The organism is Georgenia sp. Z1491 (assembly GCF_057652395.1).
In genome coordinates, this window is record NZ_CM172729.1 from 653481 (window position 1) to 673821 (window position 20341).

Consider the following 20341-nt stretch of genomic DNA (forward strand, 5'->3'; position numbering starts at 1 on the left):
GTCGCCAGCCCGCGCCCCCGGAGGCCCCATGACCACGCCACGCATGTTCCACCTGCCGTACCACCTGGCAGCCAAGGACGACCCCGACCTGATCGGGCCGGACGAGGAGCACCTGGCTGCCGTCGCCGCCGCTGTCGAGGACCGGGTCCGGCACCTCACCCACCGCCTGGAGCGGGCACGCCGCGCACCCGCGGGGGGTGGGCAGCAGGCGCTCGAACGCGACCAGGAGGTCCACCGGCTCACCGCCCGGCTGCGGATGGCCCTGCGCTTCGGCGCGGACCTGTGCCTCGGCCGGCTCGTCCCGGGCGACGGCGACGAGCCCGTCTACGTCGGGCGCACCGGGCTGACGGACCGGGCGGGCCGCCGGCTCCTCGTCGACTGGCGGTCGCCGGCCGCCGAGCGGTTCTTCGCCGCCACGCACGCCGACCCGATGGGCCTGACCGCCCGCCGCCGCTACCGCTGGAGCCGCGGCCGTGTGAACGACTACTGGGACGAGGTGTTCTCCGGCGAGCTCGGGTCCCGCGCCTCGCTCGACGACCACTCCGCCTTCCTCGCCAGCCTCGGCGCCGACCGCTCGCCACGCATGCGCGACGTCCTCGGCACGATCCAGGCGGACCAGGACGCGATCATCCGCGACGCCGCGGACGGGGCGCTGGTGGTCGACGGCGGGCCCGGGACCGGGAAGACCGTGGTCGCGCTGCACCGGACGGCCTACCTCCTGCACTCCGAGCCCAGGCTCGGCCACCGACGCGGCGGCGTTCTGCTCGTCGGTCCGAACGACCGCTACCTGTCCTACGTCTCCGACGTGCTCCCGAACCTCGGCGAGGACGGGGTGCGCGCCTGCACCCTGCGCGACCTCGTCCCGGAAGGGGCGGGCGCGGCGCAGGAGCCGGACCCGGAGGTGGCCCGGCTCAAGTCCTCGGCGGACGTCGTCCGGGCCGTCGACGCCGCCGTCGGGATCTATGAGGAGCCCCCGACGGAGCCGCTCGTCGTCGGGACCCCGTGGGCCGACCTCGTGGTCTCCACGACGGACTGGGCCACCGCGTTCCGCTCGCCCGAGGTCGGCCTGCCGCACAACGAGGCGCGCGACCAGGTGTGGGACGTGCTGGTCGAGGGGCTGATCGACCAGATCGAGGAGGACGACGAGGTCACGCCCGTGCGCGTGCGTCGTGCCCTGCTGGGCAACGACGAGCTCGCCGGCGCGTTCGAGAGGGCCTGGCCCAGGCTGGACCCGAGCGACGTCGTCGCCGACCTCTGGGAGGTGCCGGCCTACCTGAGGCGCTGCGCGCCGTGGCTCACCGACGACGAGGTGCGTTCGCTCGGGCGTGCCGGTCGGTGGGCGTGGACGACCGCGGACCTCCCGGTGCTCGACGCCGCGCGGCGTCGCATCGGGGGCCCGGGCCGCAGCGCCGGGGACCGCTACGCCGAGCTCGAGTCCGAGGTCGAGCGAGAGCAGCTCGACCACGCCGTCGACCGCATCCTCGAGTCGATCGACGACCCGGACAGTCCGGTCGTCATGCTGCACGGGCAGGACCTGCGCGCCTCCCTCGACGCGGGGATCACCCGCCGGACGCCGCCGGTCGACGTGCTGGCCGGCCCGTTCGCCCACGTCGTCGTCGACGAGGCGCAGGAGCTGACCGACGCCGAGTGGCAGATGGTGCGGGCGCGCTGCCCCTCGGGGAGCCTGACGATCGTCGGCGACCGGGCGCAGGCGCGGTCCGGGTTCCCCGAGTCCTGGGAGGAGCGCCTCGCGCGGTGCGGCATCGGGAACGCCCGACGCGCGACCCTGAGCGTCAACTACCGCACCCCGAGTGAGGTGATGACGCGGGCCGAGCCGGTCATCCGGGAGGTGCTCCCGGACGCCGCCGTCCCGACGTCGGTGCGCAGCACGGGCGTCCCGGTGCGGTACGGCACGGTCGACGAGCTCGAGGCGGTGATCGACCAGTGGCTCGAGGACAGCGCGGACCGGACCGACGGCGTCGCGTGCGTCATCGGTGACGAGACGTTCCCCGAGCGGCCGCGGGTCGCGTCGCTGACCCCCGAGCGTGCCAAGGGGCTCGAGTTCGACCTCGTCGTCCTCGTCGAGCCGGCAGCCTGGGGCGACGGCGTCGAGGGGGCCGTGGATCGCTACGTCGCGATGACGCGCGCGACCCAGCAGCTCGTCGTCCTGACCGGCTGAGCGCGTGGGCCGATCGGGCACGCCGGGCGGCCCGGGACGGGGCCGAGAACGACGAAGGGCCACCTCCCTGCGTCTCCGCAGGTCAGCGGCCCTCCACGTGGTCGGGGTGACAGGATTTGAACCTGCGACCTCTTCGTCCCGAACGAAGCGCGCTACCAAGCTGCGCCACACCCCGTGGCAACCGGACCAGCCTACCCGTTCGGCCGGGGCGCACCGCTCCTCGACCAGGTGGTACGCCACACATGCGCGGGTGCGGAGGAGGCGCGGCCGCGACGCCGGTCGAACGTCGTGCCGTCCGGCCCGGTCAGCCCTCGCCGCGCGGTTGCACGAGCGTGAGCACGGTCGCCTCGGGCCGGCACGCGAACCGCACCTGCGCGTAGGGGCTGGTCCCGAGCCCGGCGGAGACGTGCAGCCAGGTCGAGACCTCGCCGCCCCTGCGGTCGGGGCGAGCACCGGGCCAGCCGTGCAGGCCGGACGCCCGGCCCGTGTCGAGGTCGGAGTTGGTCACGAGCGCCCCGTAGAGCGGCACGCGGACCTGCCCGCCGTGCGTGTGCCCGGCCAGGATGAGGTCGCACCCGTCGTCGGCCATCGCGTCGAGCACCCGCGTGTACGGCGCGTGCGTCACGCCGAGGTGCACGGTCGGCACGCGGTCCTCTGCCTCGGTCGCCGCGGCCCGGTCGGGGAAGCGGTCGCGATCGAGGTGGGCGTCGTCGACGCCGACGGCGGTCACCCGCACGCCGCGCACCTCGACCTCGTCCCGCCGGTTCGTCAGGTCGGTCCAGGAGCCCGACGTGAGCATGGCCCGCAGCTCGTCGGTCGGGAGCGGCGTCTCGTCGGTCTCCGCCTCGTCCTCGGACGAGGGGCCCGTGAGGTAGCGCAGCGGGTTGCGCCACCTCGGCGCGGTGTAGTCGTTGGAGCCGAGGACGAAGAACCCGGGGACGTCGAGGAAACCGCCGAGCGCCTGGCGCAGCGGCTCGATCGCGTCCGGCGAGGCGATGAGGTCGCCCGTGAGCACGACGAGATCGACCTCGACGTCCTTCAGGGAGCGCAGCCAGCGCAGCTTGGCGCGCTGGGTGGGCAGGAGATGCAGGTCGGACAGGTGCAGGACCCGCAGCGGCTCGTTGCCCGCCGCGAGCGTGGTCACGCGGTCGTGGCGCAGCGTGAACATCCGGGTCTCCGCCACCGACCAGGTCGCCACCCCCGCCGGCACGGCGGCCAGCGCGTACGGCCACGCGTTCCGGCCGATCCGGGCGGCGCTGCGCCCGACACTCCTGGCGACACCTCGCCAGGCCCCCGCCATCAGTCGTCCCCGCCGGACGGCGCCTCGGTCTCGTCGTCCGACGGTGGGTCGGACGGCGAGGGCTCCTCCGTGGTCGGAGGCTCGGAGGCCGGCTCCTCGCTCGGCGGGCCGGACGAGGGGTAGATGTTGACGACCGACCCGCGCGGAGCGGACGAGCCCGACGCGGGGCTGCTCGCAGCCACGCCGCCCGCGCGCCACTCCGAGGGGCGCTCGGCGCCCACGCTCACGGTGAAGCCGGCGCGCTCGAGCAGGGTCGTGGCGTCGTCGACCGAGTACCCGACGACATCGGGCACGTTGACGCCGGGTGCGTCGTCGTCATCGTCGTCGGCGGTCGAGGGCCGGTTCGTCGTCCGGTCGGGGAACTGGAGGACGGGCTCGCCCTCGAGCGCCCGGGCGGTGTACTCGGAGAACACCATCGCCGGGTACAGGCCGCCGTAGACCTCCTCGTGGAACTGCCCGTTGATCGTGGAGTCGAACATCGACTCGTTGGAGTCGATGTGCCCCATCCAGATCGCCGAGGCGAGCTGGGGGGTGTAGCCGGCGAACCACGCGGCGGCGTCGAGGTTGGCCGTGCCGGTCTTCCCGGCCGCCGGCCGCCCGTCGGGCAGGACGGCGTTCGAGCCGGTCGAGTTCGGCTGCACCACCGACTCGAGCGCGGTCGTCACCTCGGCCGCCACCTCGGGGGCGAGCGCCTCCTCGCAGCTCGCGGGCGGGAGGGGAACGTCGTTGCCGGCGCTGTCGGTGACCGCGAGGATCGCCACCGGGTCGCAGTGCACGCCCTCGGCGGCGAGCGTCGCGACGGCCTCGGCGATCTGGATCGGGGTGTTCTGGTTCGTGCCGAGCAGCATCGAGGGGCGCGGGACCATCGGGTCGCCGTTGGCCTGGGCGTCCACACCCATCGCGGCGGCGGTGTCGATGATGCCGCACAGGTCGAGCTGCGTGCCCATCTCGATGAACGGGGTGTTGATCGACCGTGCGGTCGCGTCGAGGACCGTCACGAGGCCGCGCGCCGCGCCCAGGCCGCTCTCGAGGTTGCCCGGATCGTAGTCGTCGGCCACCTCGGGCATGCAGGAGATGTTCCACTCCGCGCGCCGGAACTCGCGATCGGTGGCGTTGACCCGGTCGTTGATCGAGTGCCCCTCGTCCACCCACTCGGTGAGCGTGAAGACCTTGAAGAACGAGCCGGTGAGGAAGCCGTTGCCGCCACCGCGGTCCGTGCCGACGTTGAGGTTGATGAGCGTGGCGTCCTGGTCGGTCTCCGTCGGTGGTCCGTAGTTCGTGTTCTGGACCATCGCCTGGATCCGGCCCGTGCCGGGCTCGATCGACGTGAGGGCCATGCGGATGTCGGACGGGTCGGTGACGGGGACGTTCGCCGTCACGGTCTCGTAGGCCGCGGCCTGCCGGTCGAGGTCGAGCGTGGTGGTGATGGTCAGGCCGCCGCGGTAGAGCATCGCCTGACGGTCGGCCAGGGACTCGCCCCATTCCTCGTTCGCCAGGAGGTCCTTGACGACGTAGTCGCAGAAGTAGGCGGCGTTGCCGGCGGCCCCGCACCCGTTCTGGGTGTAGGTGACGTCGAGCATCTCCTCCACGGGGGTGGCGATCGCCTCGGCGTGCTGCTCCTCGGTGATGAACTCCAGGCGCAGCATGTTGTCGAGGACGAGGTCACGGCGGACCTGGGCGTTGTCCGGGTGCGCGACCGGGTCCCAGCGCGCGGGGGACTGCGTGATGCCCGCGAGGAGCGCGGACTCGGCCACGCTCATGTCCGCCGCCGAGTGGTTGAAGTAGTGCTGCGCCGCGGACTCCACGCCGTAGACCGACGGACCGAACTGCGCGATGTTGAGGTAGCCGGTGAGGATCTCGTCCTTCGACTGCTGCTGCTCGAGCGCGATGGCCAGCTGGGCCTCGCGGAGCTTGCGTCCCAGCGACGTCTCGGTCGCGCCCTCGATCGCCTCGGCGTCGCCCGAGCGCCGGCCCTGCTCGATGAGCAGGTTCTTCACGTACTGCTGCGTGAGGGTGGAGGCACCGGCGAGCGCGCCACCCGTGAGGTTGTTGACGGTGGCGCGCATGATGCCCTGGAGGTCGACGCCGTTGTGCTGGTAGAACCGCTCGTCCTCGATGGCGACCACGGCGTTGCGCATGTCGTTGTCGATGGCCTCCGACTCGACGATGATCCGGTTCTCCGCGTAGAACGTGCTCAGCACCGTGCCGTCGGAGGCCAGGATCGTCGACCGCTCCGAGGGCTCGGGGATGCCGAGCTCGGCCGGCAGGTCGCTGAACAGCTCCGTGCCGGCGCGCGTGACCTGGCCGGTCGTAGCCACGGCGGGCATGACGAGCGCGGCACCGAGCAGCCCCCCCATGATCGAGACCAGGAGGAACGCGAGAAGCGTGACGAGCGCCTGGTCCACGCGCAGCGCGCGGCGGGATCGTGAGGAGCTGCGACTCATGGGCGTCAGGGTACGCAGCGAGCCACCTGCAGCGGTGCAAGCCAGGTCACTCACGAGCGAGGTCTTCGTGGCGATTTCGTCTCACCTCAGCCCGAGGGTCTTCCCATAACCCAGGAATTCGGGCTAACTTCGGCGCGTCGCGTTTCGTTCCGGCAACGTCCGTCCCGGTGCGTCGCGACACGATGAGGCAAAGAAAGGTGTGACGCGTTGAGTGACGCAAGCTGGACGATGAGGGCAGCGTGCGCTGATCTGGACCCCGACGTCCTTTTCGCCGAGGGCCCCGCACAGCGGCAGGTCCGGTCCGTGTGCTTCGCCTGTCCCGTCCGACTCGAGTGCCTGGCCGACGCCCTCGAGGCGGGCCCGGTCCAGGGCGTCTGGGGCGGCCTGACCGAGCGCGAGCGTCGCGCGCTGCAGCGCCGGTACCCCGCCGTCACCTCGTGGAGCGAGGCGCTGCGCCGCGAGGACGACGCCGTCATCGCCCAGCTCCGGCAGGCCGAGGCCCCGCGCCTGCTCATGGCGCGTGCCACGACCTGACGCACCCCTCTAGGATCGGCGCATGACTACCTGGGAGTACGCGACCATCCCGCTCATCAGCCACCAGACCAAGGCGATCCTCGACCAGTGGGGGGCCGACGGCTGGGAGCTCGTCCAGATCGTCCCGGGCCCCGAGGGCACCACGAACCCGGTGGCCTACCTCAAGCGCCCCACGAGCGCCTGATGGGCGCGGAGGCCCGGCTCGTCGAGCTCGGGATCCAGCTCCCTGCCGTGGCGACCCCGGTCGCGGCCTACGTGCCCGCCGTCCGCACCGGAACGCACGTCCAGACCTCCGGCCAGCTGCCGGTCGTCGGCGGCGAGCCGACCCACCTCGGCCTGGTCGGCGCGGAGGTCTCCGCCGAGGACGCGTACGCCGCGGCACGGACCGCCACCCTCAACGCGCTCGCCGCCGTCCGCTCGCTCGCCGGCTCCCTCGACGCGGTCGCCCGCGTCGTCAAGGTGACCGGCTTCGTCGCCTCGGCGCCGGGCTTCACCGGCCAGCCGCAGGTCGTCAACGGCGCCTCCGAGCTGCTCGGCGAGATCTTCGGGGACCTCGGCCGGCACGCGCGCTCGGCCGTCGGCGTCGCCGTGCTGCCGCTCGGCGTCCCGGTGGAGGTCGAGCTCCTCGTCGAGCTCTCGCCCGAGGAGGACTGAGCCGGCCGGTCGGCGCACGGCCGGCCCCGACGAGGACGCGACCCGCCGCGCGCCGGGCGCGTCAGCTCAGGTCGAGGCCCAGCAGCGCGTTCTCGGTGACCTCCGGCAGGGCGGGGTGGATCCAGTACTGGTTCCGCGCGACCTCGCGCAGGTCGAGGTCGAACGCGAGGACCGTGATCATCTGCTGGACGAGGGTCGAGGCCTGCGGGCCCATGTAGTGGGCCCCCAGCAGCCGGCGGGTGCTGCGGTCCGCCACGAGCTTGACGATGCCGGTGGTGTCTTCCATGGCCCACCCGTAGGCCACGTCCCCGTAGCTCTGCACCTTGACCGTCACGTCGTGCCCCGCGGCCCTCGCCTGCTCCTCGGTCATGCCGACGGTGGCGATCTGCGGGTGCGTGAACGTGGCGGCGGGGACGTGGTCGTGTGGCAGGCGCCGCAGGTCGTCCGGGTGGAGCAGGTTGTGGTGGATCACCCGCGCCTCGGCGTTGGCCACGTGCTTGAGCATGTACGGCGAGGAGACGTCACCGAGCGCCCACACGCCCGGCGCGGTCGTCGATCGGCCGAACTCGTCGACCGCGAGCCGCCCGTCGTCGAGCGTCTCGATGCCGCCGGCCGCGAGGTCGAGGCGGTCGCCGTTCGGCGTGCGGCCGGTCGCCACGAGCAGGACCTGCGCGTCCGCCGTCGTGCCGTCGTCGAGGCGCAGGCTTACGCCGTCCGCCAACTGCTCGGCCCCGACGACGGTGCGCCCCTCGCGCAGGTCGAACCGGGCCCGCGCCAGGTCGTTGAAGCGTTCACCGAGGTCGGCGTCGAGGTGCCGCAGGAGCGGTGAGCGGGAGACGATCGTGACCCGCGACCCGAGGGCGTCGAAGACGTGGGCGAACTCCATGGCGATGAATCCGCCGCCGACGATGACGACGGAGCGCGGCAGGTCCGGCAGCCGCATGATGTCCTCGTTGGTGTGCAGGTGCACGCCCGAGGCCGCGATCGCGTCGGGGACCACCGGCCTCGAGCCCGCGGCGACCACGATCTGGTCGCCGGAGATGATCCTCTGCTCGGCCCCCTGCCCGGTGCGCAGCGTGCGCTCGCCGACGAAGACGGCGTGCTGGTCGTAGACGTCGATGTTCGGCGTGCGCGGTCCGCGGCGGTACTCCTCGCCGCCGGCGGCGATCGGGTCGATCCGCTGCTCGAACACGCGCGAGACGATGCCGGGCCAGTCGACGGAGGTAACCTCGGCGTCCAGGCCGAGCCGGCCGGCCCCGGCGGTCTCCAACGCGACGTCGGCGGCGTATACGTACATCTTCGTGGGGATGCAGCCGACGTTGAGGCAGGTGCCCCCGAACCGTCCCTCCTCGACGATGGCGATCGACCGGTCGTCGAGCTCGGGGGAGGGGATCGAGTTCCCGGAGCCGGCGCCGAGGACGACGAGGTCGTAGTGGGCGTCGACGCTGATGGCGTCGGCAGGCAGATTCACGTGAGCTCCTCGGCGGGTGTCGGCAGGCGTCCCCACGACGGCGCCCCGGGCCGTGGGACGCACGGACCGGGGCGGGGCCGTCGGGGTCAGCGGGCGCGGCGGCGCAGACGCTCGATGTCGAGGAGCAGGACGGCGCGGCCCTCGAGGCGGATCCAGCCGCGGGAGACGAAGTCGGCGAGCGACTTGTTGACCGTCTCGCGGGAGGCGCCGACCAGCTGGGCGAGCTCCTCCTGAGTGAGGTCGTGCGGGACGTGGACGCCCTCGGAGGTCGACTCGCCGAAGCGGTCGGCGAGGTCGAGCAGGGCCTTGGCCACGCGGCCGGGCACGTCGGAGAAGACGAGGTCGCCGAGCGCGGTGTTGGTGCGGCGCAGCCGCTGCGCGAGCGAGCGCAGGAGCCGCTTGCCCAGGCCGGGGCGGGTGTCGACGTACTCCATGAGGTCCCGGTGCTCGAGCACCAGCATGCGGGTCGGCGCGACGGCGGTCGCCGTCGTCGACCTCGGTCCCGGATCGAACAGGGTGAGCTCGCCGAGCAGCTCGCCCGGACCGAGCACGGCGAGCAGGTTCTCGCGGCCGTCGGCCGAACGGTGCCCCACCTTCACCTTGCCGTCGATCAGGATGTACAGGCGGTCGCCCGGCTCCCCCTCTCGGAACAGGATCTCGCCACGGCGCAGCTTGATCTGCCCCATGACCTGCAAGAGGGCGGCGCGGTCGGCCTCCTCGAGGTCCTCGAACAGGGGGACCGAGTCGATGACGTCACCATCCACGGCGCTTCTCCTTCTTCTCGCGGCGGGCAGTACCTCGGGGCACTACCTCCCTATCCTGCCATTCTCTGTGATCCAAGGCACCGAGCCTCGCCGCGACCTAGCATCGGGACGTGGTCCGGGGATCTGCGCAGACGGCCGGGGAGGCGCCCCGGGGCGACGGCGAGGGCGACGAGTACGGCCGGGAGGTCGACGCCGTGCTCGCCCGCGCCTACCCGGACGCCCGCTGCGCGCTCGACCACTCCGGTCCGTTCGAGCTGCTCGTCGCCACCGTCCTGTCGGCGCAGACCACCGACGAGCGGGTCAACACCGTCACCCCCGAGCTGTTCCGCCGCTGGCCCACGCCCGAGGACCTCGCGGGCGCGGACCCCGACGAGGTCCGGGAGGTGGTCCGCACGCTCGGCTTCCAGGCCCGCCGCGCCACCCAGCTCGTCGGGCTCGCCGCCGCGCTGGTCCACGACCACGCCGGCGAGGTCCCGCCGGACCGTGACGCCCTGGTCGCCCTGCCGGGCGTGGGCCGCAAGACCGCGCACGTCGTCCTCGGCAACGCCTTCGACGTCCCGGCGATCACCGTGGACACGCACGTCGGCCGGCTCGCCCGGCGGCTCGGCCTCAGCCGGGAGACGTCGTCGCCCGCCGTCGAGAAGGACCTCGCCCGGGCGCTGCCCGAGCGGGACTGGACGTTCGCGTGCCACCGGCTCATCGCCCACGGCCGGGCCGTGTGCACGTCGCGCGCCCCGGCGTGCGGGTCGTGCGTCCTGCGCGGGCTGTGCCCCCGGGTCGGGGTCGCGTAGCCCCGCGGTCAGTCCTGCTGCATCCCCCGGGTGATCTGGTCCATCACCGAGGTGTCGGCGAGCGTGGTCACGTCGCCGGCGTCGCGGCCCTCGGCGACGTCGCGCAGCAGGCGGCGCATGATCTTCCCCGAGCGGGTCTTCGGCAGCTCGGCGACCACGTGGAGCGTCCGCGGCCGGGCGATCGGTCCGATCTGGGCGGCGACGTGCGCGCGCAGCTCGCCGACGACGTCGGACCCCTCGCCGGGCTCGTCGGCCTCCTGGAGCGCGTCGCCGCGCAGGATGACGAACGCGACGACGGCCTGGCCGGTCGTGTCGTCCTTCGCTCCGACGACGGCGGCCTCGGCGACCTTCGGGTGCGAGACGAGGGAGGACTCGATCTCCGTGGTGGACAGGCGGTGGCCGGACACGTTCATCACGTCGTCGACGCGGCCGAGGAACCAGATGTCGCCCTCGTCGTCCTTGCGCGCGCCGTCGCCCGCGAAGTAGCTGCCCGGGAAGCGCGACCAGTACGTGTCGACGAACCGCTGCTCGTCGCCCCAGATGCCACGGGTCATCGCCGGCCACGGCGCGGTCAGCGCGAGGTAGCCCCCCTGGCCGTCGGTGACGGCCTTGCCGGCGTCGTCGAGGATCTCCGCGGAGATGCCCGGCAGGGGCTTCGTGGCCGAGCCGGGCTGCGTCGAGGTCACGCCCGGCAGCGGCGCGATCATGATCGCGCCGGTCTCGGTCTGCCACCACGTGTCGACCACGGGCGTGCGCTCGGCGCCGATGACGCGGCGGTACCACATCCACGCCTCGGGGTTGATGGGCTCACCGACGGTGCCGAGCAGCCTCAGGCTCGACAGGTCGAACTTCCCCGGGACGTCCTCGCCCCACTTCATGCACGTGCGGATCGCGGTCGGCGAGGTGTAGAGGAGGGTCACGCCGTACCGCTCGACGATCTCCCACCACCTGCCCTGGTGCGGGGTGTCCGGGGTGCCCTCGTACAGGACCTGCGTGACGCCGTCGGACAGCGGTCCGTAGACGACGTAGGAGTGCCCGGTGACCCACCCGACGTCGGCGGTGCACCAGAAGACGTCCTGCCCGGCCTTGTGGTCGAACACGTTGTGGAACGTGTACTGCGACTGGGTGAGGTATCCGCCGGTCGTGTGGAGGATGCCCTTGGGCTTCCCGGTCGTGCCGGACGTGTAGAGGAGGAACAGGGGGTGCTCGGCCTCGACGGCGACGGGCTCGTGCTCCGCCGGGGCCGCGGCCAGCGCCTCGGCCCACTCGACGTCGCGACCCTCGGTCCAGTCGGTCTCCTGGCCGGTACGGCGCACGACGAGGACGTGCTCGACGTTCGTGCCGCCCTTGGCGAGCGCGTCGTCGACCGCCCGCTTGAGGGGGAGCTGCTTGCCGCGGCGCCAGCCGCCGTCGGCGGTGACGACGAGCCGCGCGTCGCCGTCGATGATCCGGGAGTGGAGGGCGTCGGCGGAGAACCCGCCGAAGACCACGGAGTGGACGGCGCCGATGCGTGCGCAGGCGAGCATCGCGACCACGGCCTCGGGGATCATCGGCAGGTAGATCGCCACGCGGTCGCCGGTCGTGACGCCGAGGGCCTCCAGCGCTCCGGCGGCGCGCGATACCTGCTCGAGCAGCTCGGCGTACGTGAGGTCGTACCGGTCGCCCGGCTCGCCCTCGAAGTGGATGGCCACCCGGTCGCCGTGCCCGGCCGCGACGTGCCGGTCGACGGCGTTCTCGCACGCGTTGAGGGTGCCGTCCGCGAACCAGCGGGCCACCGGGGCGCCCGACCAGTCGAGGGACTGCGTGGGCTCGGTGCGCCAGGTGAGCAGGTCGCGCGCCTGGTCGAGCCAGAACGCGTCGGTGTCGGCGGCGGCAGTGTCGTAGAGGTCGGCCCCTGCGTTCGCCTGGGCGGCGAACTCCGGGTCGGGTGCGAACGTGCGCGTCTCGGTGAGCAGGTTGTCCACTCCGCCGGTCGTCTCGTCGGTCGTCATCGGGGCCCCTTCGCCGTTGCGGGCCCTGCGGGCCCGGTTCCGTGTCCGGGTACGAGCCTAGCCCCGGGGGCGGGTGGCGCGCCGCTCCTCCGCGACGAAGACGCCCTCCGCACGGCCCGCCCGGCGAGCCCCGTGGGTGGCGATGGCGACGCCGAGAAGCGCGAGCCCGTACATGAGAAGGCGCCCGGACGTGCCGTCCGTCACGAGGTGCGCGGCGATGTTCTCGCCCAGCGACTCGACGCCGGACAGGTTCGTCAGGCCGTCGAGGACCGGGTCGAGCAGGTCGGACAGGGGACCCGGGACGACGAGCCAGGCCGCGCCGAGCACGGTCCCGACGATGCCCCACACCCAGGCGCCGAGCGAGCTGACGCGGGCGAGGAGGACGAGGAGCAGGACGAGGACCGCACCGGCGCCGAGCTCGGCCACGTGCTCGGCGACGACGTCGCCGGTCACCCAGGCGGTGCTCTCGCCGTTGGAGAGGCGCGCCCCGGCGTCGGCGACGAGGTACCAGGCCACGGGGGCCAGGACGAGGGAGACGAGCAGGACCCAGACGTGCGTGCCCGCGCCCCGGCTCGGCGGGGCGTCCTGCGGGGCGTCGCCGTCCCAGGTGTCGGGCAGTCCCTGGTCCTTCCGGCCGGTGGTCGTCGAGCCCGCCGCGGTGCCGGCGGCGGTCGTACCCGCTGCGGTCGCACCCGCGGTGGACGCCGCCGCCCTCGACTCGGGCGTGCTGCCGCCGCGACCGCTGCGGGCGGCTCCGCCGGCGGCGAGCCTGGTCGTGGCCGTGCCGTCGGAGCCCGGGGCGTCAGGAGTGGTGGTCGTGGGCACGGCGGAGTCGGGCGCGTGCCCCTGCGCCGCGTCGGCCGAGCCGGCGCTGCGGGCGGCCGCCGCGCGCGAGGCGGCGAACAGCGGCGTCCAGGCCTCGTCGTCCTCGTCGTCCGCCGGAGCGGCGGTGGTGGTGGGTGCGGTGGTGGTCGTGGGCGCGCCGTCGGTGGTGGTGCCGGAGGAGGGCGCGCCGTCCGTGTCCGCGGAGTGCGCGTCCGCGTCGCGTGCGTCAGCGGTCTGCGGGTCCGTGTCGGGTGCGTCGGCGGGGTGCTCGGCCGCCGTCGGCACGCCGTCGCCGCCGGAGGCGAACGCGGCGTCCCAGGACTCGGCGTCGACCTCGTCCTCGGCGGTCTCCTCGCCGGTCGGGGGCGGCGGGGCCGTGACCGACGTGTCGTCCGGTCGGGCGGCCCGTGCGCCGCTGCCGGTGGCGCCGTGCGGCGCTGCCGGGTCTGCGTCGTCGGCGACCACGACGGTGTCGACGTCGTCGGCGTGGGCCCGGTCGGCGGGGTCGGGCTCCGCGGGTGCTGCCTCGGTCCGCTCGGGCTCGCGGCCGTCGGTACCGGCCGCGTGCTCGGCGGCGGCATCCCGCTCGGTGGTGGCATCCCGCTCGGTGGCATCCCGCTCGGTGGCATCCCGCTCGGTGGCATCCCGCTCGGTGGCGGCGTCGTCGTCGACCTCGGCCGCGGGCGCCCCGGTCTCCTCCGGACCCGGGCGAGGCTGGAACCGGTCGGGGGAGGAGGTGGGCAGCAGCGCGCGGCGACGCGCCGCGGCCAGCTCCTCGTCGGCCGACGTGCGCGACCCGTCCGTGGTCGGGTTGTCCGTCACCGTGACTGCCTCCTCGACATGACGTGGGCGTGGCGGGACGGCCTCCCACCTGTCTCCCGCCACGCTACGGCCGCATCTCGCGCGCGCCGCGGAGGCGCCCCGGCGCGTTGCGCGCGTCACACGGGGCGGCGAGGGGTGCGACGGGCGGCGGGACCGCCCGTGCGGGAGACCTGCGCGATGGCCATCTCGGTGCGTTCGTACCGCTTGCCCGACCGGCGCGCCCAGTGTGCGCCGGACGTCCCCATCGCCAGGGCGATACCGAGCGTGAGGAGCGTGCCGTCGGCGAGGGCGCTCGAGGACTGGCCCGGGTCGAGGTCCACGGGGACCGGCCCGGTGCCGAGCAACGACGTGTGCAGCAGGCACAGAACCACGAGGAGCCCGCCGGCGACCTGCCCCCCGATCGAGGAGATCCCCGACGTCGCGGCGCACGCCGCCAGGAGCACGGCGCCGAGGAGCAGCAGCCACGACCCCCAGCCGTCGCCCTCGGGACGCCCGGGCGAGGCGAGCGCGACGAACCACGCACCGGCGGCGCCGAGCACCACGGCGGGCGCGGTCGCCAGGACGTGGTCCCCGCGGCGGGAACGCTCGTGCCCGGTGGTGGCCTCGGCGCGCTCGTCGGAGCGACCGGCCCGGCGCGCGATCGAGGTGCCGATCGCGACACCGGCCACCAGGACGACCGCGACGGTGGCGGTCCCGTGCTCGGCGAGCACGTGCAACCCGTCGGCGGCCCGCCTGAACGCGGCGGGCGGGTCCGCCTCGGCGAGACGGTCGGCCGAGAGCGAGACGACCAGCCAGCCGCCGAGCGCGTAGAGCCAGGCCGTCACGGACGAGAACACGGCGGTCGCCCAGCCGACGAGCCAGCTGAGCACGAGGGCGGCCAGCGTGAGAGCCAGCAGCGCGGCCATGGGTCCGAGGGCACCGTCGGTGCCGGAGGTCGCCACCACCCGGGCCGAGGCCCACGGCAGCACGGCGAGGACGCCGAGCGTGCCGGGGACGAGAAGGACGGCGAACACGACGGCCCACGCGTGCTGGGGCAGCCGCGTGCGACGCCGGTAGGGCCGACGCCGCCGGGCACGACCCGCCGAGGTGGCCCCGGCCCTCGCGCGGGGCACGGAACCGTCCGTGGCCCCGGCGTCCTCGGGAGTCTCCGCGGACACCGGCGTGGGAGCGGGTCCGGACGGCGACGACATCGAGCTCTGGCCTCCGGTCGGGCGCCCGCGGGTCGGACGAGTCGGCACCAGGGTAGTCGGGCCGCCGCGGTCCCCGCGGGCGCCCACCCCCGGTCGCCACGGAGGCCGTCGCCGTTCCCCGCGGGCCCCGTCGCCGGTCCACAGGGCATGACGACGAGTCGTGGTCCACAGGTCCAGGGCGAGCGCCCGGTCGGGTGCGGCAGCGTCGGTTCCGACGGCGCATCCCGTGCCGCGGACGGAGGGTGACCATGGGTGGGACGACGGCGGTCGTGGCCGTGCGGGGAGGGGCGCCGGACTCGGCCGGCCGGGACGCGGTGCGGCGGCTCGGCGAGCTGGGTGGCGTGCGCGTGAGCGACGACTGGCGCGGCGCGGCGATCGTCCTCGACGACGTCGGCTCGGGCGAGCTGGTGGTGGTCGCGGGCCCGGAGGTAGGGGCCCGCCTGCAGGTCCCCAGGGATGAGGAACGGCTGCTGGACCTGCTGCTCGGCGCGGTGCCCGCACGGGCGACCCGCGTGGGGGTCGTGGGTGCCCACGGGGGCTCGGGGGCGACGATGCTCGCGGTGGCGCTCGCGAGCGTGCCGGTGCGCGCCGGGATCCCCGTCTCGCTCGTCGACCTCGACCCGGCCGGAGGCGTCGTCGAGCTCCTTACGGGCCTCGAGCGCGACCCGGGGACGCGGTGGGCGGACCTCCGGCGCCAGGAGGGCACGCTGCTGCCCGAGCGACTCGCCACCTCCCTTCCCGCGTTCGAGCACGTCCGCCTCCTCGGGGGCGACCTGCGCGGGGGTGCCGACGTCGACGAGCCCGTCGTGGCCCGGGCCGTGCGCGCCGTCGCCCAGGCCGCCGAGGTCGTCGTCCTCGACCTGCCGCGTACCGTCCTCTTCCGCGCTCAGGACTCCCGCCCGTCGCTGATCGACGACCTCGACCACCTGGTGCTGACGGCGAGCGCCGGGCTGCGCGGCGGTGCCGCCGCGGCAGCCGCGGCACGAGCGCTCGCGAGGTCCTCCGGCGGCCCGGAGATCTCGCTGGTCGTGCGCCGGCGCAGCGGTGAGGACGTCCTCGCGTCCGACGTGGCAGAGGCCTGCGGGCTGCCGCTGCGTGGCGTCGTACGCCACGTACGCACCCTCGACGCGGGCGTCGAGCACGGGGTCGTCCCCGGGGCGCGGCGCGGGCCGCTGCGCGCCGCCGCGGAGGAGGTCGCGGACGCGCTGGGGCTTCTCCCGTGAGGGCGCGACCCGCGTCGGTGTCCGGTGCCTCCTGGGTGCGCGCCGAGGTCGCCGCCGGGCGGAACGTCACCGAGGCTCTCGACGCCGGTACGGTCGGTGCCCTCGGCTCCGGCACGCTCCTGCGCCTCGAGCACGACCTGCGTGCCGAGCTGCTCGGTGCGGGCACCCTGCTCGCCCCCCTCCTGGCCGCTCCCGACGTCACCGACGTCCTCGTCAACGGCCCCTCGGGCGTGTGGGCGGACCGCGGCGAGGGGCTCGTCCCGGTGCCCGACCCGCGTCGGGTGCTCGGCGACGAGAGCGCCGTGCGGGGGCTCGCGACCCGGCTCGCGGCCGCGTGCGGCCGGCGGCTGGACGATGCCGCGCCCGTCGTCGACGGCACGCTGCCCGACGGGACGCGGCTGCACGCCGTCCTCCCGCCGCTCGCCGCGGACGGGACGACGATCTCCCTGCGCACCTTCCGGGACCGGACGCTGTCGCTGGCGGACCTCGTCGGCCTGGGCGCGGTGCCCGCGCACGTCGCACCCGTCCTGAAAGCCCTCGTGCGCAGCCGGGCCAACGTCGTGCTCTCCGGGGCCACCGGTACGGGCAAGACCACGATGCTCGCCGCGCTCCTCGGACTCGCCGACCACCGCGAGCGCATCGTCTGCCTCGAGGACTCGGTCGAGCTGCGCCCCGCGCACCCGCACGTCGTCCATCTCCAGGTCCGCCGACCCAACGTCCAGATGGCCGGCGAGGTCACGCTGGCCGACCTCGTGCGGGCCGCGATGCGGATGCGGCCGGACCGCATCGTGCTCGGCGAGTGCCGCGGAGCCGAGGTCCGTGACGTCCTCGGCGCGCTCAACACGGGCCACGAGGGCGGGTGGGCGACGGTGCACGCGAACACGGCGCAGGACGTGCCCAGCCGCCTCGTCGCGCTCGCGGCGCTCGCCGGGATGACCGAGTCCACGCTCGCCGCGCAGGCCGCCTCCGGGATCGACGCCGTGGTGCACCTGCGGCGGTCCGACGGACGCCGGCACGTCGCCCAGGTCGGCGTGCTCGTCCGGTCCGGAGCACAGCTGGACTGCGTCGACGCGCTGACGGTCGCGCCGGACGGACGGGTGACGGGTGGCCCCGGGGTCGACCGCCTCGCGCACCGGGTCGGCGACGACGTCGTGGCCGCCGCCCTCGCCGCGGTCTCGGCGGAGGACGACGGCCATGACCGGTCCCCGGTCGGCGCCGACGGTGGGCGGACCGGGCAGGCGCGGGCAGGACGGGCGCGGGCCCGGACCGCGGTGGGCGAGGACGCACGGACGGACGGGGCACGTGCGGAACCCGGTCGGCGCGCCGACCGGGCACGGGTGAGGACCGGGGCATGACGTCCGGTGTCCTGCTCGCCGGCGTGCTCGTGCTGCTCGCCGTCGCGCTCCTCGCGCCGCCGCCCAGGCGCGTGCGGCGACCTGCGCGTCGCGCCGTCGGTCCCGCGGCCCCGTTGACACGGCGCAGGCGGCGGCACCGGCCCGTGCAGCTCGATCCCGGCCTGCTGGTGTCCGAGGTCGCCATGCGGCTGCGTGCCGGTTCGGACCCGGGGCGGGCCTGGACCGCCGCGCTGCGCCGGTCCGGTCTCCCGCCCCGTGGCGAGCCCGCCGGGCGTGGGGGTGACGCGGGGGTCGTCGTGGCTCGTTCGTCCGACGGGGAGCTCTCTCGCGCCGGGGCCGCCGGTGCCGTCGAGGGTGTGGCGCCCGTCGGCGCGGCGCGTTCGGCCGGCGCTGCCGCGGGCGAGACCTTCGGGGCCGGCGCCGAGCTCGACGAGAGCGGCGTCCCCGTCGCGCTCCTCGACCTCGCCGGTCGGCTCGGCGGCGGTCCGCGGTCCGCGGGGCGGCCGGGCGCGGGCCGCCGGGCCGGGCCACGGCTCGGCAACCGGGCGGAGCGGGCCTCGGCCCGCGGCGCGCTGGCGGGGGTCGTCGCGGCCTGCCGCGTCACGCGTGCCACCGGTGCGCCGCTGGCGGAGATCCTCGACCGCAGCGCCGTCGGCATCGCCGAGTCGGCGCGCGCTGCCGGGGCGCGTACCGTCGCGCTCGCCGGGCCGCGAGCGACCGGCAGGTTGCTCGGCTGGCTCCCCCTCCTGGGGCTGCTTCTCGGTGCCGCGGTCGGGGCGGACCCGGTCGGGGTCCTGCTCGACGGCGGGCTCGGCACCGTGTGCCTCGTGGTCGGCACGGCGTTCCTCGTCGGCGGCTGGTGCTGGGTGCTCCGCGAGGAGCGCCGGGCCGAGACGGCCGACGCATGAGTGTCCATCTGCTCCTGCTCGCCGTCGCGGCCGTCGCCCCGTGGCTGCTGACCCGCCCGGTCGCCGTTCCTGAACGGCGACGCGGACCGAGCCTGCCCGGACTCGCCCTCGACCCCGCCGTCCTGCTCGACCTGTGCGGGGCGGCCCTCGCGGCCGGCAGCTCCGTGCCCGGCGCGCTGCGCGCCCTCGGCGGTGCCCTGACCGAGATCGGCGACGGGAGCACCGCCCGGGCGCTGCGCCCGGCCGGAGACCTCCTCCTGCTCGGTGCGTCGTGGGAGGAGGCGTGGGCCGGCGCGCCCGCCCACGCGCGGGCGCTGGCCGACTGCCTCGAGCCCGCCTGGAACGACGGCGCCGACCCGGGACCGCTGCTGACGATGCGGGCCGAGACGCTGCGGGCGGACCGGGCCCGGGCGGCCGAGGAGGCCGCGGCGCGACTAGGCGTCCGCCTCGTCCTCCCGCTCGGACTGTGCTTCCTGCCCGCCTTCGTCCTGCTCGGGATCCTGCCCGTGGTCCTCGGCGCGGGGCTCGACCTGCTCGGGCGATGAGGGCCGCGTGCCGCGCGGTGCAGAGCGCCGGCCACGGCGCCCCGAGCGCGGGACAGCTCGCGCGACGCGGGTTCCACAGGTATCCGTCGTGCGCATGGATGCACAGGCCCCGACCGTCCCGGAGCGGGCCGGCACACCGCCTCGGCAGCCTGGTCCCGCGAGCCCGGCACCGGGTCGGGCGCACACCGGGACGAACCGGGGAAGGACGACGACATGCACACGATCACCCAGGCGGCTCACCGCCTCACCACCACCCTTCGTGCACGGCACGGACGCGCGGCGGAGGATCCCGAGGCGGGGATGGCGACCGCCGAGTACGCCATCGGCACGGTCGCGGCGGCCGGCCTCGCCGCGGCGCTCATCGGGATCCTCAACGGCGACGCCGTCATCTCGATGGTGACCGGGCTCATCACGCGGGCGCTCGGGGTCTGATGACCACGCACGCACAGCCGGGGGCCGGGCACCATGCCCGGCCCCCGGCCGCGCCCCGCCGGACGGACGAGGCCGGGTTCCGTCGGACGGGCCGGTCCTCGCGTCACCGGGCGGCCGGCGCCGCGTCCCACCGGCCCGGACCGGACGAGCGCGGCATGGTCACGGCCGAGCTCGCGACCGTCCTGCCCGCCGTCGCCCTCGTCCTCCTGCTCGTCCTCTCGGCGATCGCCACTGGGGCCGCGCACATCCGCGCCACCGACGCGGCCCAGGCCGGCGCGCGGGCCGCCGCCGCCGGGGAGAGCTCCCAGGTGGTCGTCGACCACGCCCAGCGCCTGGCGCCCGACGACGCGAACGTCACGGTGGCGCAGGACGACGGCCTCGTCGTCGTCACGGTCGTGGCGCCGTACCCGGGTCCGCTCTCGCTCGTCGGTGGTCGGGTCATCGCCAGCGCGAGCGCGGTCCCGGAGGAGGCGCTCGTCGGAGAGGGCTCGCCGTGAGTGCCCCGGGTTCCGGGCCGCCTGCCGGGAGGGTCCGGGGCCGAGAGGCCGCGCGGGTCGTCGACCGGGACCGCGAGCACGGTGCGGCGACCGTCCTCGTCGCGGGCGTCGTCGCGTCCATGCTCCTCCTCCTGGTCGGTGTGCTCGCGCTGGCCCGCGTCCAGGTCGCCCGGCAGGAGGCCCAGGGCGCCGCCGACCTCGGCTCCCTGGCCGCCGCCGGTGCGCTCCAGCACGGCGCCGCACCGGCCGAGGCGTGCGCGCGGTCGACCGGGGTGGTGGGCCTCAACGAGGCCGCCACGGTGTCGTGCGAGGTGGAGGGCGAGGAGGTCGTCGTGTCGGCGACGGTGCTCGTGGAGCTCGGCGTGTTCGGGACCTACGACGCGGTGGCTCACGCCCGCGCCGGCCCCGTGCGGTGA

Annotated in this window: 19 protein-coding genes and 1 tRNA gene; 12 read left to right on the forward strand and 8 right to left on the reverse strand. The window is 75.1% G+C overall.

Translation table 11 applies throughout. The features are described from left to right. The first annotated feature begins 28 nt into the window (after positions 1-28). Positions 29-2179: an RNA polymerase recycling motor ATPase HelR gene (gene helR / locus AC24HA_RS03085; protein WP_425708010.1), complete on the forward strand. Its 2151-nt coding sequence runs from the start codon at positions 29-31 to the stop codon at positions 2177-2179. Between the two features lie 98 nt (positions 2180-2277). On the opposite strand, the gene AC24HA_RS03090 is transcribed toward helR, so the two are convergent. From AC24HA_RS03090 to AC24HA_RS03100, 3 genes are all read right to left on the reverse strand, one after another. Next, positions 2278-2354, reverse strand: a tRNA-Pro gene (locus AC24HA_RS03090). 129 nt (positions 2355-2483) lie between these two features. Continuing rightward, entirely contained in the window at positions 2484-3479 is a 996-nt protein-coding gene (locus AC24HA_RS03095) for a metallophosphoesterase (RefSeq protein WP_425708011.1), read from the reverse strand. Then, positions 3479-5923 (reverse strand): penicillin-binding protein, encoded by a 2445-nt coding sequence (locus tag AC24HA_RS03100; protein ID WP_425708012.1) that lies wholly within the window; start codon positions 5921-5923, stop codon positions 3479-3481. The genes AC24HA_RS03095 and AC24HA_RS03100 overlap by 1 nt, the downstream gene beginning before the upstream one ends. Positions 5924-6151: 228 nt before the next feature. On the opposite strand from AC24HA_RS03100, the gene AC24HA_RS03105 reads away from it, so the two are divergent. The 3 genes from AC24HA_RS03105 to AC24HA_RS03115 are packed head-to-tail and all read left to right on the forward strand — an operon-like array spanning position 6152 to position 7111. Beyond that, positions 6152-6457 carry a WhiB family transcriptional regulator gene (locus AC24HA_RS03105; RefSeq protein WP_463649265.1) on the forward strand — a complete coding sequence of 102 codons (306 nt, stop codon included), beginning with the start codon at positions 6152-6154 and terminating at the stop codon, positions 6455-6457. Between the two features lie 22 nt (positions 6458-6479). Further along, on the forward strand, positions 6480-6641 hold the full coding sequence (gene sp36, locus AC24HA_RS03110; RefSeq protein WP_425708014.1) for a Sp36 family protein: 162 nt from the start codon (positions 6480-6482) through the stop codon (positions 6639-6641). Further along, positions 6641-7111, forward strand: coding sequence for a RidA family protein (locus tag AC24HA_RS03115; protein WP_425708015.1), 471 nt, complete (start codon positions 6641-6643; stop codon positions 7109-7111). Before sp36 ends, AC24HA_RS03115 begins: the two co-directional genes overlap by 1 nt. A 61-nt stretch (positions 7112-7172) precedes the next feature. On the opposite strand, the gene mtr is transcribed toward AC24HA_RS03115, so the two are convergent. Both mtr and AC24HA_RS03125 read right to left on the reverse strand, forming a co-directional pair. Beyond that, on the reverse strand, positions 7173-8582 hold the full coding sequence (gene mtr / locus AC24HA_RS03120) for a mycothione reductase (protein ID WP_425708016.1): 1410 nt from the start codon (positions 8580-8582) through the stop codon (positions 7173-7175). Positions 8583-8668: 86 nt separating this feature from the next. Beyond that, a complete protein-coding gene (locus AC24HA_RS03125; protein ID WP_425708017.1) occupies positions 8669-9346 on the reverse strand; it encodes a Crp/Fnr family transcriptional regulator in 678 nt (225 codons plus the stop codon). A 110-nt stretch (positions 9347-9456) separates the two neighbouring features. On the opposite strand from AC24HA_RS03125, the gene nth reads away from it, so the two are divergent. Further along, positions 9457-10137, forward strand: coding sequence for an endonuclease III (nth, locus tag AC24HA_RS03130; RefSeq protein WP_425708018.1), 681 nt, complete (start codon positions 9457-9459; stop codon positions 10135-10137). An 8-nt stretch (positions 10138-10145) separates the two neighbouring features. On the opposite strand, the gene acs is transcribed toward nth, so the two are convergent. The 3 genes from acs to AC24HA_RS03145 form a co-directional block, all read right to left on the reverse strand. After that, positions 10146-12128: an acetate--CoA ligase gene (acs, locus tag AC24HA_RS03135; RefSeq protein WP_425708019.1), complete on the reverse strand. Its 1983-nt coding sequence runs from the start codon at positions 12126-12128 to the stop codon at positions 10146-10148. Between the two features lie 57 nt (positions 12129-12185). Further along, positions 12186-13775: a hypothetical protein gene (locus AC24HA_RS03140; protein WP_425708020.1), complete on the reverse strand. Its 1590-nt coding sequence runs from the start codon at positions 13773-13775 to the stop codon at positions 12186-12188. 116 nt (positions 13776-13891) lie between these two features. Further along, a complete protein-coding gene (locus AC24HA_RS03145; protein WP_425708021.1) occupies positions 13892-14887 on the reverse strand; it encodes a hypothetical protein in 996 nt (331 codons plus the stop codon). A gap of 326 nt (positions 14888-15213) precedes the next feature. Between AC24HA_RS03145 and ssd the strand changes: the two genes are divergently transcribed. From ssd to AC24HA_RS03180, 7 genes are all read left to right on the forward strand, one after another. Then, the gene (gene ssd, locus AC24HA_RS03150) at positions 15214-16188 is read left to right on the forward strand and encodes a septum site-determining protein Ssd (protein WP_425708022.1); all 975 of its coding nucleotides are present in this window, start codon (positions 15214-15216) and stop codon (positions 16186-16188) included. Next, the gene (locus tag AC24HA_RS03155; RefSeq protein WP_425708023.1) at positions 16185-17543 is read left to right on the forward strand and encodes a TadA family conjugal transfer-associated ATPase; all 1359 of its coding nucleotides are present in this window, start codon (positions 16185-16187) and stop codon (positions 17541-17543) included. The genes ssd and AC24HA_RS03155 overlap by 4 nt, the downstream gene beginning before the upstream one ends. Continuing rightward, on the forward strand, positions 17540-18451 hold the full coding sequence (locus AC24HA_RS03160; RefSeq protein ID WP_425708024.1) for a hypothetical protein: 912 nt from the start codon (positions 17540-17542) through the stop codon (positions 18449-18451). The genes AC24HA_RS03155 and AC24HA_RS03160 overlap by 4 nt, the downstream gene beginning before the upstream one ends. Next, positions 18448-18996: a type II secretion system F family protein gene (locus tag AC24HA_RS03165; RefSeq protein ID WP_425708025.1), complete on the forward strand. Its 549-nt coding sequence runs from the start codon at positions 18448-18450 to the stop codon at positions 18994-18996. The genes AC24HA_RS03160 and AC24HA_RS03165 overlap by 4 nt, the downstream gene beginning before the upstream one ends. Before the next feature lie 213 nt (positions 18997-19209). Further along, positions 19210-19428: a DUF4244 domain-containing protein gene (locus tag AC24HA_RS03170; protein WP_425708026.1), complete on the forward strand. Its 219-nt coding sequence runs from the start codon at positions 19210-19212 to the stop codon at positions 19426-19428. Further along, positions 19428-19925, forward strand: coding sequence for a TadE family type IV pilus minor pilin (locus tag AC24HA_RS03175; protein WP_487563578.1), 498 nt, complete (start codon positions 19428-19430; stop codon positions 19923-19925). Before AC24HA_RS03170 ends, AC24HA_RS03175 begins: the two co-directional genes overlap by 1 nt. After that, entirely contained in the window at positions 19922-20341 is a 420-nt protein-coding gene (locus tag AC24HA_RS03180) for an Rv3654c family TadE-like protein (RefSeq protein WP_425708028.1), read from the forward strand. The genes AC24HA_RS03175 and AC24HA_RS03180 overlap by 4 nt, the downstream gene beginning before the upstream one ends.

What these genes read in the sequence shown, in the direction of transcription:
- sp36 (WP_425708014.1), top strand. Translation starts at nt 6,480, where the DNA reads ATGACTACCTGGGAGTACGCGACCATCCCGCTCATCAGCCACCAGACC.
- AC24HA_RS03115 (WP_425708015.1), top strand. Translation starts at nt 6,641, where the DNA reads ATGGGCGCGGAGGCCCGGCTCGTCGAGCTCGGGATCCAGCTCCCTGCC.
- AC24HA_RS03105 (WP_463649265.1), top strand. Translation starts at nt 6,152, where the DNA reads ATGAGGGCAGCGTGCGCTGATCTGGACCCCGACGTCCTTTTCGCCGAG.
- AC24HA_RS03175 (WP_487563578.1), top strand. Translation starts at nt 19,428, where the DNA reads ATGACCACGCACGCACAGCCGGGGGCCGGGCACCATGCCCGGCCCCCG.
- AC24HA_RS03160 (WP_425708024.1), top strand. Translation starts at nt 17,540, where the DNA reads ATGACGTCCGGTGTCCTGCTCGCCGGCGTGCTCGTGCTGCTCGCCGTC.
- AC24HA_RS03100 (WP_425708012.1), bottom strand. Translation starts at nt 5,923, where the DNA reads ATGAGTCGCAGCTCCTCACGATCCCGCCGCGCGCTGCGCGTGGACCAG.
- ssd (WP_425708022.1), top strand. Translation starts at nt 15,214, where the DNA reads ATGGGTGGGACGACGGCGGTCGTGGCCGTGCGGGGAGGGGCGCCGGAC.
- acs (WP_425708019.1), bottom strand. Translation starts at nt 12,128, where the DNA reads ATGACGACCGACGAGACGACCGGCGGAGTGGACAACCTGCTCACCGAG.
- AC24HA_RS03170 (WP_425708026.1), top strand. Translation starts at nt 19,210, where the DNA reads ATGCACACGATCACCCAGGCGGCTCACCGCCTCACCACCACCCTTCGT.
- AC24HA_RS03095 (WP_425708011.1), bottom strand. Translation starts at nt 3,479, where the DNA reads ATGGCGGGGGCCTGGCGAGGTGTCGCCAGGAGTGTCGGGCGCAGCGCC.
- helR (WP_425708010.1), top strand. Translation starts at nt 29, where the DNA reads ATGACCACGCCACGCATGTTCCACCTGCCGTACCACCTGGCAGCCAAG.
- AC24HA_RS03165 (WP_425708025.1), top strand. Translation starts at nt 18,448, where the DNA reads ATGAGTGTCCATCTGCTCCTGCTCGCCGTCGCGGCCGTCGCCCCGTGG.